The sequence below is a fragment of the Staphylococcus sp. IVB6214 genome (assembly GCF_025558585.1).
Classification (GTDB): Bacteria; Bacillota; Bacilli; order Staphylococcales; family Staphylococcaceae; genus Staphylococcus.
Genome location: NZ_CP094723.1, coordinates 1,263,205 through 1,279,497, shown reverse-complemented (window position 1 = coordinate 1,279,497; position 16,293 = coordinate 1,263,205). Strand labels below are relative to the sequence as shown.

Below are 16,293 nucleotides of genomic sequence, written 5' to 3'. Positions count from 1 at the left end.
TAAGAATAGTTCTCAATGGAATCCTGTTGAATCTAAATTGAAAGCGGTCTATCTATGTTATAATAATTTTATTGTAGTTTATGGGAGGACATGTTCATGTATTTTATTGCAGTGAGTGTCAATCATCGTACAGCAGATGTGACATTACGAGAAAAACTCACATTTCAAGATAAAGATATGATTCGTGTGCATGAAGCATTGTTTGAAACAAAGTCAATTTTAGAAAATGTCATTCTATCAACATGCAACAGAACAGAGGTCTATGCAGTGGTGGATCAAATTCATACGGGTCGATATTATATTCAACGCTTTTTAGCAAGACAATTTAACTTCGAAGTGGATGATATCAAAGAGATGTCAGAAGTGAAGCTAGGGGATAATGCAATTGAACATTTATTCAGAGTTACATCTGGATTGGATTCGATTGTCTTAGGTGAAACACAGATATTAGGACAAATGCGTGATGCATTCCTAACGGCACAAGCGGCACAGACAACTGGTACGATATTTAACGAATTGTTTAAACAAGCCATTACATTTAGTAAAAAAGCACATCATGAAACGGATATCGCTGACAATGCAATTAGTGTGTCATATGCAGCAGTAGAATTGGCGAAAAAGATGTTTGGCAAGTTGAACAAAAAGCGAGCGTTAGTCATCGGTGCAGGAGAAATGGGTGAACTATCTGTATTGAACTTAAAAGGTGCGAATGTGTCTGATATAACGGTAATTAACCGGACATTTTCACGTGCACAAGTATTAGCGGAGAAACACCATGTTCATGCAGCACCAATGTCTGAGTTAGGCCAATTGCTGACGACGGCTGATATCGTAATAAGTTCAACAAGTTCAGAACAGTACATTATCACAAAAGATATGTTGGAGATGCGCCATGCAGTGACGAAAAAAACTTTACAGATTATTCTTGTTGATATCGCAGTACCAAGAGATATTGAACCGTTTGAATCAACGGATATGGAAGTGTTTATCTATGATGTTGATGACTTGAAAGGGCTTGTAGATGCGAATATTCGTGAAAGACGCCTTGCCGCTGAAGCAATCGCTGAACGTATCCCTACTGAAATTGATAAGCATAACGAATGGGTACGCATGCTCGGTGTAGTTCCTGTGATTCGTGCATTAAGAGAGCAAGCGATGGGAATTCAGCAAGAAACAATGGCGAGCATTGATAGAAAGTTACCACATTTGTCAGACCGTGATCGTAAAGTGGTATCGAAACATACAAAAAGTATTATCAATCAAATGCTCAAGCAACCGATCAAACAAGCGAAAGAGATTAGTGACGATCGCAATGCAGCGGCGAAGTTACAGTTATTTCAAGAGATTTTTGATATCGAAGTTGACACGAATTACCAACAGGAAGCGGTTGAAAAGAAAAAACGCATCCTGAAGCAACGTTTATTAGGATTTGAATCTTAAAGATAGGTGAGGCCTATGGTAGAAACGTTTTTTGTAAGATTTCATGAAGCGATTGTTTTGATTTACTTCCTATGTGTTATTTGTATGACACTTGATTTATTTCAAAAAAATTATCGCCTTCAAAATATGGGTTTCTATTTGTTAGGGATTGTTTGGGTATGTCAAACAATCTCTTTAACTATGTATATTCTTTGGCGTGGGCAGTTGCCTTTGACGTCAATCGTTGAAAGTATTTACGTATTAACTTGGCTTATTTTAACATTTACATTTATTTGCGCTGTTTTCCGACAATTCGATGTCGTTATTGTACTGTTAAATATGCTTGGTTTTGTCTTTATGGTTGTTCATACCTTTCATCCGTATCAGTTCAGTCATCAAGGTGCGAGATTAAAGGTCATCAATGAACTGCTTACCGTGCATATTTCATTCGCATTGATTAGTTATGTGATCTTTGCGATTGCGTTTGTGAATGCCATCCTATACTTGATTCAATATCAAAATTTACGATTGAAGCGATTCAATCAAAATTATTTCAGGATCGGAAGTGTATCCACACTCGAAAAAACTGTTTTTTATTTTACACTTATCGGTGTTATCACTTTGTTCGTCAGTCTTCTCTGTGGTGTGCAATGGGGCTTATTTTCAGTTGGTCCCCATATTTTTGTTGATTTGAAAGTGATTTCGTCATTTTTTATTTTCTTAAGCTATGTTGCATATATCGCAATGAGAATGACACAGAGGTTTAAGCAACAGTTTTTGATTTATGTTAACATTATTTTGTTTCTATGTTGTATGATTAATTTAATCGTAGTCACACAACTCTCTTCATTCCATCAGTGGACGGGAGTATAATACAATGCCAATGGAGGGTCGTAATATGCGAAAACTTATAGTGGGATCGAGAAGAAGTCAACTTGCTTTGACACAAAGTGGTCAATTCATTGAACGTCTTAAAGCAGTTCAACCTGACTTAGAGATTGAGATTAAAGAAATTGTGACAAAAGGTGATCAAATTGTTGATCGTCAACTTTCTAAGGTGGGTGGCAAAGGACTCTTTGTCAAAGAAATTCAAAATGAACTTTTTAGTAAAGACATTGATATGGCAATCCACTCATTGAAAGATGTCCCAAGTGTATTGCCTGATGGGTTAACACTTGGGTGTATCCCAGATCGTGAAAATCCATATGATGCGTATATTGCAAAAAATCATGTAGCATTGGAAGACTTGCCAGATGGTAGCATCGTTGGAACAAGTTCTCTAAGACGTGGTGCGCAGATACTAGCAAAATTTCCAAATTTAGAAATTAAATGGATTCGTGGCAATATTGATACACGCCTTAAAAAATTGAAAGAAGAAGACTATGATGCGATTATTTTAGCAGCAGCAGGGCTAAAACGTATGGGATGGTCAGATGATATTGTGACACAATACTTAGATGATGACTTGTTAATCCCAGCAATTGGACAAGGTGCATTAGGTATTGAATGTCGTTCAGATGATACAGAACTATTAGCACTCTTAGCAAAAGTACATAATTCAGAAGTGGCAGACTGTGTGACAGCAGAACGTACATTTTTGAAGGAAATGGATGGAAGTTGCCAAGTACCGATTGGCGGTCATGCTGTTATTGGAGATGATAAACAAATCCACTTCACAGGCTTAATTATGTCTCCGGATGGTAAACAGCGCTTCCAACATACCGCAACGGGAACAGATGCAGTCGAAGTAGGGCAACGTGTGAGTCAAGAACTGAAAGCACAAGGTGCATATGATATCATTGAAGCACTCAATGAAACACACTAATTAGGGGTGTTCATAATGAAACCAACTGTAATCATGACACAGACACATCCATATCACGATGAGCGTATTAATGTGTGTCATATGCCACTCGTCACAACAGTTGCTTGTTCATTTGATCAACGACTTCTCGATGAAACATATGATTGGCTCATTTTTTCATCAAAAAATGCGGTAAAATATTTTATGAGATATCTTCCACAAACCCATGTAAAGAAGATTGCGGTGATTGGCGAAAAAACAAAAGCCTATTGTGAGACACAAGGTATCCAAGTTGACTTTGTACCAAAAGATTTCTCACAAGAAGGGTTTCTCAGACAGTTTCATGCAAATGAACACGCTAAAATATTATTACCTTCGAGTGCACGAGCAAGACCATTACTTACAGACACACTTCGTCAGCGTTGTGGCAAAGTGACGAAGATTGATTTGTATGATATCGAAGTCAATGACACACAAGTGACAGCGGTTTATGAGATGTTGACTAGTCAAAAGGTTAATGCTATCACCTTCGCTAGTTCGTCAGCTGTTCGTGCGCTGTTTGATCGCTTTCCGAATGTAATGTTTGATCATTGGATTGTGATTGGTGCACAAACGCAACGAACATTAATGCGATACGGATATTGTGGAGGGGTGGCTGAGATACAAACACTTGAAGCCATGATAGATAAAATTTTAGAAATGGGGTTCTAAAGAATGAATTTTGATAGACATAGACGATTGCGTGCATCTCATTCAATGAGAGATATGGTGCGTGAAACACATATAAGAAAAGAAGATTTGATTTATCCGATTTTTGTTGTAGAACGTGATGATGTAAAAGAAGAGATTAAGTCGTTACCGGGTATATATCAAATCAGCTTGAACTTACTACATGAAGAAATCAAAGAAGCTTATGATTTAGGTATTCGTGCCATGATGTTTTTCGGGATTCCGAATGAAAAGGATGCATGTGGAACAGGTGCATTTATCGATGATGGTGTGATTCAACGTGCAACGAAGATTGCGAAGTCATTATATGATGATTTGTTGATATTAGCAGATACGTGTCTTTGTGAGTATACGGATCACGGACATTGTGGTGTCATCGATGATCATACACATGACGTCGATAACGATGAAACACTTCCATTGCTAGTGAAAACAGCTGTATCACAGGCAAAAGCGGGGGCAGATATTATTGCCCCTAGTAACATGATGGATGGTTTTGTTGCAGCTATTCGTCAAGGGTTAGATGAAGCAGGATTCTATAATATTCCTATTATGAGTTATGGTATTAAATACGCATCAAGTTTTTATGGTCCGTTCCGTGATGCAGCAGAATCAACACCATCATTTGGCGATCGCAAAACATATCAAATGGACCCAGCTAATCGTCTTGAAGCAATGCGTGAACTTGAGAGTGACTTGGCAGAAGGTGCAGATATGATGATTGTAAAGCCTGCATTGAGCTATCTAGATATCATTCGTGATGTGCGCAATAACAGCAACGTTCCTATTGTTGCGTATAATGTAAGTGGTGAGTATAGTATGACGAAAGCAGCGGCACAAAATGGCTGGATTGATGAAGAACGCATTGTCATGGAACAAATGATTTCAATGAAGCGTGCCGGTGCCGATATGATCATCACATATTTTGCGAAAGATATTTGTCGTTATTTGGATAAATAATTGCCTGAGGAGGAGATTGAATTGCGTTATAACAAATCGATAAAAGCATTTGAAAAAGCAGAACAATTGATGCCAGGTGGTGTGAATAGTCCTGTACGTGCATTTAAAGCTGTTGATACGCCAGCCATTTTTATGGAAAGTGGAAAGGGTAGTCGCATTTATGATATTGACGGCAATGAATTTATTGACTACGTATTAAGTTGGGGTCCTTTAATCCTTGGGCACCGCAATGAACGTGTGATCAGTGAGCTACATGGTGTGTTAGATCGTGGTACAAGTTTTGGGGCATCAACACTTGAAGAGAATCGATTGGCAGAGCTTGTCATTGAACGTGTACCATCAATTGAAAAAGTAAGAATGGTTTCATCAGGTACAGAAGCTACACTTGATACATTACGCTTAGCACGTGGTTACACAGGAAAAAATAAAATCATCAAGTTTGAAGGAAATTATCATGGTCATAGTGACTCATTGTTAATCAAAGCGGGTTCAGGTGTTGCGACACTCGGTTTACCAGATTCACCAGGTGTTCCAGAAGGTATCGCAAAAAATACGATCACAGTACCTTATAATAACTTAGAAGCGGTTAAATTAGCATTTGATCAATTTGGAGACGATATTGCGGCGGTGATTGTAGAGCCAGTTGCAGGGAATATGGGTGTCGTACCACCAATCAATAATTTCTTACAAGGTTTGAGAGATATCACGAAAGAAAATGATGCGTTATTGATTTTTGATGAAGTGATGACAGGTTTCCGTGTTGGTTACAACTGTGCACAAGGCTATTTCGATGTAACGCCAGACTTAACATGTCTTGGTAAAGTCATCGGTGGCGGTTTGCCAGTTGGTGCATTTGGTGGAAGAAAAGAAATTATGGATCGTATTGCGCCGAGTGGTGATATTTACCAAGCAGGCACATTGTCAGGCAATCCATTAGCTATGACAAGTGGTTATTGGACGTTAAGCCAACTAACACCTGAAAGTTACACATACTTCAATGAGTTAGGAGATATGTTAGAAGCGGGCTTGAAAGAAGTCTTCGCAAAACATAACGTACCATTGACGGTTAATCGTGCAGGTTCTATGATTGGTTTCTTTATCAATGAAGGTCCTGTGACAAACTTTGAAGAAGCAAACAAATCAGACTTAAAGATGTTCGGTGAAATGTACCGTGAGTTGACGGAACAAGGTGTCTTTTTACCGCCGTCTCAATTTGAAGGGATGTTCTTATCTACATCACATACAAAAGAAGATATTGAGAAAACAATTGCAGCATTTGATGTTGCCTTAAGTAAAATTGCAGGAAAATAATTCAATAATATAAGCCATGTCAGTTTGATAGATTGACATGGCTTTTTTAATAGATGAGAAATGAATATTTTTTTAACTACGTATTTTTGATAAGATGTAAATATACATAATTATTATGGGGGTGGCACATTATGCAAAAACAAACTTACATCAATAATGTGCTCGTTTTTGTTGTATCAATAATCTGCGGATGGATTTTATGGCGCTGTCACATGATATTACCGTGGATGTTTGGACCAATTATTGGGAGCCTTATTGTGGTCAAGGTCTTTAAAAGACAAGTACATTGGCCGCATTGGCTTAGTAAATTAGGATTAATGATGTTGGGTGTTCAAATAGGCAGTAGTTTTACGAGACAAGTGATTATTGATATTCAAAGTCATTGGTTGTCTATCGTTGTTGTAAATATTTTAACACTTGCTTTAGCAATCATTGTTTCTTATGGCTTTCGTAAAATTGCATCGGTCAATGCAGAAACTGCAATATTAAGTGTCATACCAGGTGCATTGAGTCAAATGCTAGTGATGGCAGAAGAAAATAAACGAGCGGATATTCTTGTTGTGAGCTTAACACAAACTTCACGCATTATATTTGTCGTAATTTTAGTTCCGTTATTAACACTTTTGTTCCAAGATGAAAAACAGCATCATGCACATCTCAATGATCCACCGCTTCTAACTGAAACACTTGGCATACATCACGTTGCTATTTTAGTAGTGGCTATTACATTTGTGTATTTATTAATGAAAAAAGTGAACTTCCCTACGATGATGTTGCTTGCTCCTATTGTTGTATTGATTATTTGGAACTTAACAACGGAGCGTATTTTCACAATTGATACGCCCATTATTGCTGCAGCTCAAGTGATTTATATGATAAGAGTAGGTGTACAGATTGCTGGATTGACTGATCAATTGAAAGGGCGACTTGCATTGGCAATAGCCTTTCAAAATATATTGCTCATTACAGGGACGTTAGTAATGGTAGGGGGCATACAGTTTTTGAATGAAATTCCACTTAATACGCTTTTTCTAGGGGCTGCTCCAGGTGGTATGGCACAAATCGTACTTGTTGCACTAGATACAGGTGCAGATGTTGCCATTGTGTCTTCATTTCATATTTTTCGCATCTTCTTTATTCTAATGCTTATTGCGCCATTGATTGATCTATATTTAAAATATCGGTTGAAAAAATATTCGGATCAATCATTGACTTAGGTGTTTCGATGTGGGCAACTTACAAGATGTGAATTGTACATGCCAGCCGCTTCCATAAATGAAAAGATTGTCACTGGACCAATAAACTTGAACCCATATTGTTTTAATGCTTTGGACAATCGTTTTGCTGTGTCATTCACTGTGATTCGTTCTTCAACAGATTCATAACGGAAATCAATCGGTGAGCCGTCAACAAAAGACCATAAAAATTCAGAAAAGCTTCCGTGTTCTTGTTCAATCTCAATATAGCCCTGAGCTTGTGCAACAATCGCTTCTAATTTTTTTCGATGATGAATAATGTTTGGAAAGTCCATTAAGGTATCAATGTCTTCATCAGACATTTCGGCAACTTTGTAGGGATTAAATTGATGAAAAGCGTTTTGATAAGCTTCTTTTTTCTTTAATATTGTCAACCACGACAATCCGGCGTGTTGTGATTCGAGTGCGAGCAATTCAAACAATTGTTGTGAATCGTAAAGTGGTTTGCCCCAGAACTCATCGTGATATTGAATGTATAATGGATCCGTTGTTCCGAATGCGCAAGGGTTCATATTATCAACTCCTATATTGACTTAATTGTGAATTCATTATACTATATTGTTAAATAGAATATGAATCTTTGGGAAGAGTATGTTGATAATTTATTCTAGAGAGTGCATGATTGGTGGAAATGCATATAAGTTTCAGCAGAAGGTAGCCCACTTGTTCTTTAGCTGAGTTGAGTAGGCTAGAGCGTGTCATGAGCGTTAATCATATGAGTGCAATAGCTTAACTATTAAAGTAACTATTGAATATAGGTGGTACCACGGAACATCCGTCCTATTTTAGGACAGGTGTTCTTTTTATTTTTTATGGAGGGATTTAACAATGGACATGCAAACAAAATATAACCCGCAAGAAGTAGAAGCAGGCCGCTATCAAGAATGGCTTGATCATAACCGCTTTAAACCAAGTGGTGATTTAGATAAACCAACATATACAATCGTCATTCCACCACCAAATGTAACAGGGAAGTTGCATTTAGGTCATGCTTGGGATACAACGTTACAAGATATCTTAACACGTATGAAGCGCATGCAAGGATACGATACACTTTATCTACCAGGTATGGACCATGCAGGGATTGCAACACAAGCGAAAGTCGAAGCGAAAATGCGTGAGGAAGGCATTTCTCGTCATGACATCGGCCGAGAAAAATTCTTAGAAAAAGCATGGGAATGGAAAGAAGAATATGCATCATTTATTCGCCAACAGTGGGCGAAGCTAGGACTTGGATTGGATTATTCACGTGAACGTTTTACATTAGATGATGGATTAAGTGAAGCAGTACGTAAAGTATTCGTTGACATGTACAACAAAGGCTTAATTTATCGCGGCGAACGCATCATCAACTGGGATCCAGAAGCGCGCACAGCACTTTCTGATATCGAAGTAATTCATGAAGACGTAAACGGTAAGTTCTATCATTTCAAATATCCTTATGCAGATGGTAGTGGTTTTATTGAAATTGCGACAACACGCCCTGAAACGATGTTAGGGGATACTGCAATAGTTGTTAACCCGGATGATGAACGCTATCAAGACATCATCGGTAAAGAAGTGATTTTACCAATCGTAGGTCGTACATTGCCTGTAATAGCGGATGAATACGTTGACAAGGAATTTGGTAGTGGTGCAATGAAAGTAACACCTGCGCATGATCCAAATGACTTTGAAATTGGTAATCGTCACGAATTAGAACGCATTGTCGTTATGGATGAATCAGGTCATATGAACGATAAAGCAGGGAAATATGAAGGTATGGACCGCTTTGAATGTCGTAAACAACTAGTGAAAGACCTAGAAGAAGAAGGTCTTGTCATTAAAATTGAAGATCATATGCATTCTGTTGGACATTCTGAACGTAGTGGTGCAGTTGTTGAGCCATATTTATCGACACAATGGTTCGTTAAAATGGCACCACTTGCACAACAAGCGTTAGACAATCAAAAAACAGATGGTCGTATTGAATTTGTACCAGGTCGTTTTGAAAAAACTTTCAATCGCTGGATGGAAGAGATTCGTGACTGGACAATCTCTCGTCAACTTTGGTGGGGGCATCAAATTCCAGCATGGTATCACAACGAGACAGGTGAGCTCTATGTCGGCATGGAAGCGCCAGAAGACAGTGAGAACTGGACACAAGATGAGGACGTTCTTGATACATGGTTCTCAAGTGCATTATGGCCATTTTCAACATTGAACTGGCCAGATGAAGAAGCGGCAGATTATCAACGTTACTACCCAACAAATGTACTTGTAACAGGATATGATATCATCTTCTTCTGGGTAGCACGTATGATCTTCCAAGGTTTAGAATTTACTGGTCAAAAACCATTCAATGATGTATTACTACACGGTCTTGTGCGTGCAGAAGATGGACGTAAAATGAGTAAATCATTGGGTAACGGTGTAGATCCAATGGATGTAATCGATCAATACGGTGCGGATAGCTTACGTTACTTCTTAGCAACAGGTTCTTCACCAGGACATGACTTAAGATATTCAACAGAGAAAGTCGAATCTGTATGGAACTTTATCAATAAAATTTGGAATGCTGCACGTTTCAGCTTAATGAATATCGGTGAAGACTTTAAGTATGAAGATATTGATTTAACACAAAACTTATCTGTGGCAGATCAATGGATTTTAACACGTCTCAATGAAACAATTGAAACAGTTACGGACTTAAGTGATAAATACGAATTCGGTGAAGTAGGCCGTGCGTTATACAACTTTATCTGGGATGAATTCTGTGACTGGTACATTGAAATGAGTAAAATACCGATGAATGGTGATGACGAAATGCAGAAAAATGTCACACGTTCAGTATTGAGCTATACGTTAGATCGCATTATGCGCTTATTACACCCATTCATGCCATTCGTAACTGCGCATATTTGGCAAAACCTTCCTCATGAAGGAGAATCAATTGTAACAAGTGCTTGGCCTACGGTGAATAATGATTTAATGTTCCCAGAAAGTAAAGATGTGATGGAACAATTGGTTGAAATTATTAAATCAGTGCGTCAATCACGATTAGAAGTGAATACACCATTGTCAAAAGAAATTCCAATTATCATCCAAGCTAAAAATGAAAACATTCAGCAGTTATTGATTAACAATAAAGGATATTTAGAGCGTTTCTGTAATCCGAGCGAACTAACAATTGATACAGATGTTTCTATTCCAGAAAAAGCGATGACAACTGTTGTTGCAGCTGGTGAAGTCATCTTACCTTTAGAAGGTCTGATCGATATGGATAAAGAAATTGCACGCTTAGAAAAAGATCTGGAAAAATGGCAAAAAGAACTGGATCGTGTGAATAAGAAACTTGCAAATGAAAAATTCGTTCAAAAAGCACCTGAAAAAGTCATTCAAGAAGAACGTGACAAACAAGTGAAATATCAAGAAAAATATGATGGTGTGAAAGCGCGAATTGAACAATTAAAAGCATAGGAGTATGAACTATGAATTATCTTGATAGCTTATATTGGATCCATGAGCGTACGAAGTTCGGCATTAAGCCGGGTGTTAAGCGTATGGAATGGATGTTACAGCGACTCGGTAATCCAGAACAAAAGATTCAAGCGATTCACATTGGTGGTACGAACGGAAAAGGTTCGACAGTTGCTTACTTACGAGATGCTTTGTTGAATAATGACTATCAAGTAGGGACGTTTACCTCGCCTTATATTGAATCTTTTAATGAACGTATTAGTTTAGATGGAACACCGATTTCAAATGACGAGATTGTTGAGCTGGTTCGCCGTGTAAAACCAGTAAGCGAAGCAATGGATGAAGAGACAGAACTAGGTGTGGCGACAGAGTTTGAAATTATAACAACGATGATGTATCTCTATTTTGGCGAGATACATCCTGTCGACTTTGTCATTGTTGAAGCAGGTCTTGGTGTAAAAAATGACTCGACAAATGTAATTACCCCGGTATTGAGTGTTTTGACGAGTATCGGTTTAGATCATACAGATATTTTAGGGAGCACTTATATAGATATTGCACGTGATAAAAGTGCAATTATTAAAGAAGGTGTTCCTGTCGTCTACGCTGTGAAAAATGAAGAGTCACTGAAACTTATTCGTGATACTGCTGAAAATATGCGTGCCAAGTCTTTAGAATTTGATCGTGATATTCTTATCGTCTCAGAAGATGATGAATTTACTTATCGATATAAAGATTATGAACTTGAAAATATTGCATTAGATATGTTAGGTGAGCATCAGAAAGAAAATGCAGCATTGGCGATTACTGCACTCATAGAATTGAATGAGCAAGGTCTTATTGAGATTGATTTCAATAAAATGATTGATGGTATTGAACAGGTGAAATGGAAGGGGCGCATTGAGCGTGTATCAGAAAAACCACTTATTATTTTAGATGGTGCACACAATCAAGAAAGTGTTGACGCTCTAATTGATACAATCGAAAAGTATTATCACTTAGAAAAAGTTGATATCTTATTTTCAGCAATAGCTGGCAAACCAATTCATCACATGTTGCATGCATTCGATGAAATTGCAGAGCATATTTATGTAACACAGTTTAACTTTCCCAAAGCACTTCCTATCGAAAAGTTATATGATGAAGTAGATAGTGTACAAAAATCAATGGTTGAGGACTACGTGAGTTTTATCCAAAATTATAATGGGGATGCACTGTTGATAACAGGAAGCTTATACTTTATTAGTGAAGTGAAAACGAAGCTTGGCTATCATTAATAAAAGCTTATCATCATGGAGTGATATATACCTTAAAATATGAAGGTGTATATCGCTCTTTTTTTCATGATTATCAATTTGACGATACTTGCCGTGCACATTATAATAGTCAACAATTCAATTGACATGGAGGAATCATATGCGCATTTTGTTGTTGTTTCTTCTTGGTAGTACACTGATGAGTTTTCTGATGCAATTGGCAGATATACGCCATCTTTCAATACATCAGTTATGTTCACGTTCATGTTGTCAGACATGCGGGCAACAACTGGCTTGGCATGACATCATACCAATTTTTAGCTTTATGATGTTGAAAGGGCGTTGTCGTCACTGCTATACACCTATACCAAAAGACTTGTTTATAGCTGAAGTAACCGGTGGCCTTATTGTCATTTTGCCTATTTATACGACACTATATTTGAATACAATACAATTTTATACGATGAGTTTCCTGTTACTTGTACTTACGTTACAAGATATACGAAATCTTATCGTTCCACATCGATTTCTCTTTTTATTATTCACGTGTTCATTCTTTTTTACTGGAATATCGACATTCACCTTAATTCACTTTGTTTTTTTTGGCACTTTATTTCTATGTAGTCTTTGCTTACATCATTATATTGGTATGGGTGACTTTAAATTAATGATGATATTATCAATTTTGTTACCCCCTTCATTTGTCCTTTTTGTCATCTGGTTAACATTCCCTATTGGTTTGATACTATTTCCTTTTCTATATTATAGTCGATTATTTCATCCCCCATATTATCCGCTTGTTCCAGCGATATATCTCAGTTTTAATGTCGTTGTTTTCTTATATCCCACGTTGTTAGCTTTGTTAGGAGGTATTATATGAGTCAAATTTATGAATTATGTGTTCAAGAAAAACCGAAAGAGCGCTTGATGGCACAAGGTGCGTCGGCATTGTCAAATACCGAATTAATTGCAATTTTGTTGAATACGGGGCATTTGGGGTGTTCAAGCTTGCAATTAGCATCACAATTATTAAGTACATATCAAACATTAGAACAATTAAAAGCTTTAACTATCGTAGAACTCACATCGATGAAAGGAATTGGAGTCAATAAAGCAATTACATTGATGGCAGCTTTTGAACTAGGTGGACGTGCACATCAAGAAAGGTTTCTTAATCTTTCTGAACCAATAGAAGAACCAGAACAAATTGCAGAAAAAATGTATCACTTAATGAGTGGATATACACAAGAGCACTTTGTTGTGTTATTGCTTAACACAAAGCTTCAAGTTATACATCAGAAGACGATATTCATCGGCACATTGAATAGTGCAATTATTCATCCGAGAGAAATTTTTAAAGAAGCGGTGAAGTGGTCTGCCCATGCGATGATTGTCGTTCATAATCATCCTTCTGGAGATCCAACACCTTCACAGGCAGATATTAAAACGACCGAACGTTTAGTGGCTTGTGGAGAAGCTATGGGGATTGATGTGCTGGATCATATTATTATTGGAGACCATCAATTTGTATCCATTATGAGTGATTTCGACACCGAAAAACAACAAAAGAGATGATGGTACAGTGTCGAGAACACACATCATTCCATTCATCTCATATTATTACAAGTATTGCATCATCCATAAAAATAGTTGGTAACCTAAATATATAAGTAATAAGAAGCACCCAAGCTTAAAAGTCCATCTTAATAATGTGAAGCTAAAGCGCACAATAAACACAACCAATAATATAATTAAAAATATTGTAAGCCAACTCATGATTTGATTACCTCCTTTAACTATATTGTACACGATACGCAAAATCTAGACATCCTACTTCAGCATTGTATAGACTCGTACCTTAGTAGGATGCAGTAAAAGTATAGGTAGGATATAATAAAGCAGTATGTATAGTTGGGTGAGTTTACAATTTTAAGCCTACATACCTTTATTGATTCGGCCTATGCAAAAATAAGTAGTTAAAAGAGAGGGATATCAGTATATGACAAAGGTCATAAAAGGTTTTGTGCTGTTATTGTTAATCATTGCGCTTATCGTTACATCATTGAAATTTTTACCGAGTGTCAAAGATCAAGCATGGAATCCTTTCAATCAATCTGGCATGACACAAGCAATTGATGAATCAGGATATGCTGTCCCTGCGCTAGGGGAAACTTATGTTGTAGAAGACAATGATTTGTTTCGAAATGTACCTAAAAGCAGAAGTCGTCAAATTTTCGACTGGATTGATAAGTATGAATTTATGCAAGTAAATGAATTACAAAAAATGGCGTATGATGATGCTTATCTAATCGCTGAACAAAATTCACGTTTTATTTTATACCATTTTGGTGATGACAAGATGCGTGTATATACAACAGAACTCGATATGCAATATGATTTATATCAATTAGGTCATCAACTTGAATTACAACCAATTGCGTCTTTTCAAACAAATGATGATCGAACGAAATAACAAGCAGTGCGAAACTATTAGTCAAGTTCGTCTATTTTTATAGAAAGAAAATGCTTATCTAACAAATATTTTCAATATATTGATGAAACAAATGTGCGTTTGATACTTTATTTAACAAAAAGACTGATATAAAATAGATAGATACAAACAAATACATGTAACTTGAGGTGTTGAGGTTGTCCAATTTTTTTAGAAACAACAAACTTGTAGTGTTGTTTTGTGCAGTAATTTTATTTATCGGTTTAATTGGCTTGTCTATTAGATCCAATGTACAATCAGTACCTGAACAATACGTGAGTGATACGACTTCATTCGGACAGCGTGTGTTCTCTTACCCAGTGCATTTTGTCACTGGCTCAATCACAAACTTGCTTAGCGACAGACAACCTGCGACGAATCAAACAAAGCAACTAGAAGCTGAAAATCAACGATTGCAAGCAGAAAATAAGAAGTTAAAGAAAGAACTTGATATCAAGGATATATCTGAGTATGAGCCTGTTTCAGCTGCGGTCATTGCACGTCAACCCGATCAGTGGATGAATTCACTCGTCTTAGACAAAGGTGCCAAAGATGGTATTAAGCCTGATATGGCTGTTATGACAACAGATGGCTTAGTCGGTCAAGTCACAAAAGTGAATCAGTTTTCTTCACAAGTGAACCTTGTATCAACAAAAGGTCGACTAAATCGTCTTTCTGTTAATGTTATGCATGGAGACAATGAGGTATTCGGTCTTATCGACCATTATGATGAAAAGAATAATCGACTCGTCATTAGTGATATCGACAATAAAGAAAAAGTTGAAAAGGGCGACAAAGTTGTAACGAGTGGATTGGGAGATCAATTACCAAAAGGACTCTATGTAGGGGAAGTTGAGAAGGTACATAACGATCAGTATGGTCTGTCAAAACAAGTCTCGATTAAGACAGGTGCGAACTTGAATCAAATGCTTCATGTCTATGTGGCTAAAAGGGACCCTAAAACTATCACAGATGATGGAGGCGTAGATAAGTGAGAAAGGCATTGATATATGTACTAGGAGCATTATTATGTTTCTATTTGGATACGTTACTCGCTTTTTTATCACCTATTACAATCGGACAAGTCAAATTCATTCTCGTACCACACCTAGTATTTTTAATGCTGATGTTGATGACGGTTTATCGAAACACGAGTACGGCACTTGTCATGGGTCTTTTATTAGGAATCATGCAAGATTTGTACTTTGGGCAGATATATGGATTGTACTTATTTGGTTATTTAATTTCAATTTTAATTGCTGACAAATTTTTGAAGCCATTTTATCGAGATCATACAATGGTTTACTGTATGATTCTGTTAGGTATGATTTTTCTAGAAATATTTGTAGTCGCAGTTTACAATATGCTAGGTTTTATTTCATTTCATATGTTACCATTCCTACTATTAAGAATTATACCGACTGTTTTGATGAATGGATTATTACTAATCGTAATATACTTATTGATGGATAGACGTACAAAAGTAAACACAAGTATTGACATCAAATAATCAGAGTGATATGATGCAATAGTTGAGTAGTTTATAGCTACATACAACCGCTCAAATATAGGTTTAAGAACATAATGTCACCTATATATGGCGTGACT

Annotated in this window: 15 protein-coding genes and 2 other annotated features (1 of these 17 only partly in view); of the genes, 14 read left to right on the top strand and 1 reads right to left on the bottom strand. The window is 37.0% G+C overall.

Annotation, left to right across the window (positions count from 1 at the left end):
• Window positions 1-96: 96 nt before the first annotated feature.
• The 7 genes from hemA (at window position 97) to MUA51_RS06195 (ending at window position 7,440) form a co-directional block, all read left to right on the top strand.
• Window positions 97-1,440, top strand: coding sequence for a glutamyl-tRNA reductase (hemA, locus tag MUA51_RS06225; protein WP_262558907.1), 1,344 nt, complete (start codon window positions 97-99; stop codon window positions 1,438-1,440).
• Between the two features lie 15 nt (window positions 1,441-1,455).
• Window positions 1,456-2,292 (top strand): cytochrome c biogenesis protein CcsA, encoded by an 837-nt coding sequence (gene ccsA, locus MUA51_RS06220; RefSeq protein ID WP_262558903.1) that lies wholly within the window; start codon window positions 1,456-1,458, stop codon window positions 2,290-2,292.
• Window positions 2,293-2,317: 25 nt separating this feature from the next.
• Window positions 2,318-3,244, top strand: coding sequence for a hydroxymethylbilane synthase (gene hemC, locus MUA51_RS06215; RefSeq protein ID WP_262558900.1), 927 nt, complete (start codon window positions 2,318-2,320; stop codon window positions 3,242-3,244).
• A 15-nt stretch (window positions 3,245-3,259) separates the two neighbouring features.
• Window positions 3,260-3,934: a uroporphyrinogen-III synthase gene (locus MUA51_RS06210; RefSeq protein WP_262558897.1), complete on the top strand. Its 675-nt coding sequence runs from the start codon at window positions 3,260-3,262 to the stop codon at window positions 3,932-3,934.
• Between the two features lie 3 nt (window positions 3,935-3,937).
• Window positions 3,938-4,912, top strand: coding sequence for a porphobilinogen synthase (gene hemB, locus MUA51_RS06205; protein ID WP_262558895.1), 975 nt, complete (start codon window positions 3,938-3,940; stop codon window positions 4,910-4,912).
• Window positions 4,913-4,933: 21 nt separating this feature from the next.
• On the top strand, window positions 4,934-6,223 hold the full coding sequence (gene hemL / locus MUA51_RS06200; RefSeq protein WP_262558894.1) for a glutamate-1-semialdehyde 2,1-aminomutase: 1,290 nt from the start codon (window positions 4,934-4,936) through the stop codon (window positions 6,221-6,223).
• A 131-nt stretch (window positions 6,224-6,354) separates the two neighbouring features.
• Window positions 6,355-7,440, top strand: a complete 1,086-nt coding sequence (locus MUA51_RS06195) for an AbrB family transcriptional regulator (RefSeq protein WP_262558893.1) — start codon at window positions 6,355-6,357, stop codon at window positions 7,438-7,440.
• On the opposite strand, the gene MUA51_RS06190 is transcribed toward MUA51_RS06195, so the two are convergent.
• Complete coding sequence (locus tag MUA51_RS06190; protein ID WP_262558891.1) at window positions 7,437-7,991, bottom strand: DNA-3-methyladenine glycosylase I; 555 nt, start codon at window positions 7,989-7,991, stop codon at window positions 7,437-7,439. The genes MUA51_RS06195 and MUA51_RS06190 overlap by 4 nt on opposite strands.
• A 58-nt stretch (window positions 7,992-8,049) precedes the next feature.
• Window positions 8,050-8,265, top strand: a binding site (T-box leader).
• 42 nt (window positions 8,266-8,307) lie between these two features.
• Here MUA51_RS06190 and MUA51_RS06185 point away from each other — a divergent pair.
• The 7 genes from MUA51_RS06185 to mreD all read left to right on the top strand — a co-directional run bounded on the left by MUA51_RS06185 (window position 8,308) and on the right by mreD (window position 16,195).
• Window positions 8,308-10,938: a valine--tRNA ligase gene (locus tag MUA51_RS06185; protein ID WP_262558889.1), complete on the top strand. Its 2,631-nt coding sequence runs from the start codon at window positions 8,308-8,310 to the stop codon at window positions 10,936-10,938.
• A gap of 11 nt (window positions 10,939-10,949) precedes the next feature.
• Entirely contained in the window at window positions 10,950-12,215 is a 1,266-nt protein-coding gene (locus MUA51_RS06180; protein ID WP_262558887.1) for a bifunctional folylpolyglutamate synthase/dihydrofolate synthase, read from the top strand.
• 139 nt (window positions 12,216-12,354) lie between these two features.
• Window positions 12,355-13,074 carry a prepilin peptidase gene (locus MUA51_RS10880; protein WP_481906497.1) on the top strand — a complete coding sequence of 240 codons (720 nt, stop codon included), beginning with the start codon at window positions 12,355-12,357 and terminating at the stop codon, window positions 13,072-13,074.
• On the top strand, window positions 13,071-13,769 hold the full coding sequence (gene radC, locus MUA51_RS06175; RefSeq protein ID WP_262558886.1) for a RadC family protein: 699 nt from the start codon (window positions 13,071-13,073) through the stop codon (window positions 13,767-13,769). The genes MUA51_RS10880 and radC overlap by 4 nt, the downstream gene beginning before the upstream one ends.
• A 424-nt stretch (window positions 13,770-14,193) precedes the next feature.
• Window positions 14,194-14,667: a DUF4930 family protein gene (locus MUA51_RS06170; protein WP_262558884.1), complete on the top strand. Its 474-nt coding sequence runs from the start codon at window positions 14,194-14,196 to the stop codon at window positions 14,665-14,667.
• 176 nt (window positions 14,668-14,843) lie between these two features.
• The gene (gene mreC, locus MUA51_RS06165; protein ID WP_262558883.1) at window positions 14,844-15,680 is read left to right on the top strand and encodes a rod shape-determining protein MreC; all 837 of its coding nucleotides are present in this window, start codon (window positions 14,844-14,846) and stop codon (window positions 15,678-15,680) included.
• Window positions 15,677-16,195: a rod shape-determining protein MreD gene (mreD, locus tag MUA51_RS06160; protein ID WP_262558881.1), complete on the top strand. Its 519-nt coding sequence runs from the start codon at window positions 15,677-15,679 to the stop codon at window positions 16,193-16,195. The genes mreC and mreD overlap by 4 nt, the downstream gene beginning before the upstream one ends.
• Window positions 16,196-16,230: 35 nt before the next feature.
• Window positions 16,231-16,293, top strand: a sequence feature (ribosomal protein L21 leader region); it runs 10 nt beyond the window's last position.

What these genes read in the sequence shown, in the direction of transcription:
- MUA51_RS06190 (WP_262558891.1), bottom strand. Translation starts at nt 7,991, where the DNA reads ATGAACCCTTGCGCATTCGGAACAACGGATCCATTATACATTCAATAT.
- MUA51_RS06195 (WP_262558893.1), top strand. Translation starts at nt 6,355, where the DNA reads ATGCAAAAACAAACTTACATCAATAATGTGCTCGTTTTTGTTGTATCA.
- MUA51_RS06210 (WP_262558897.1), top strand. Translation starts at nt 3,260, where the DNA reads ATGAAACCAACTGTAATCATGACACAGACACATCCATATCACGATGAG.
- hemA (WP_262558907.1), top strand. Translation starts at nt 97, where the DNA reads ATGTATTTTATTGCAGTGAGTGTCAATCATCGTACAGCAGATGTGACA.
- MUA51_RS10880 (WP_481906497.1), top strand. Translation starts at nt 12,355, where the DNA reads ATGCGCATTTTGTTGTTGTTTCTTCTTGGTAGTACACTGATGAGTTTT.
- radC (WP_262558886.1), top strand. Translation starts at nt 13,071, where the DNA reads ATGAGTCAAATTTATGAATTATGTGTTCAAGAAAAACCGAAAGAGCGC.
- hemC (WP_262558900.1), top strand. Translation starts at nt 2,318, where the DNA reads ATGCGAAAACTTATAGTGGGATCGAGAAGAAGTCAACTTGCTTTGACA.
- MUA51_RS06185 (WP_262558889.1), top strand. Translation starts at nt 8,308, where the DNA reads ATGGACATGCAAACAAAATATAACCCGCAAGAAGTAGAAGCAGGCCGC.
- MUA51_RS06180 (WP_262558887.1), top strand. Translation starts at nt 10,950, where the DNA reads ATGAATTATCTTGATAGCTTATATTGGATCCATGAGCGTACGAAGTTC.
- hemB (WP_262558895.1), top strand. Translation starts at nt 3,938, where the DNA reads ATGAATTTTGATAGACATAGACGATTGCGTGCATCTCATTCAATGAGA.
- ccsA (WP_262558903.1), top strand. Translation starts at nt 1,456, where the DNA reads ATGGTAGAAACGTTTTTTGTAAGATTTCATGAAGCGATTGTTTTGATT.
- MUA51_RS06170 (WP_262558884.1), top strand. Translation starts at nt 14,194, where the DNA reads ATGACAAAGGTCATAAAAGGTTTTGTGCTGTTATTGTTAATCATTGCG.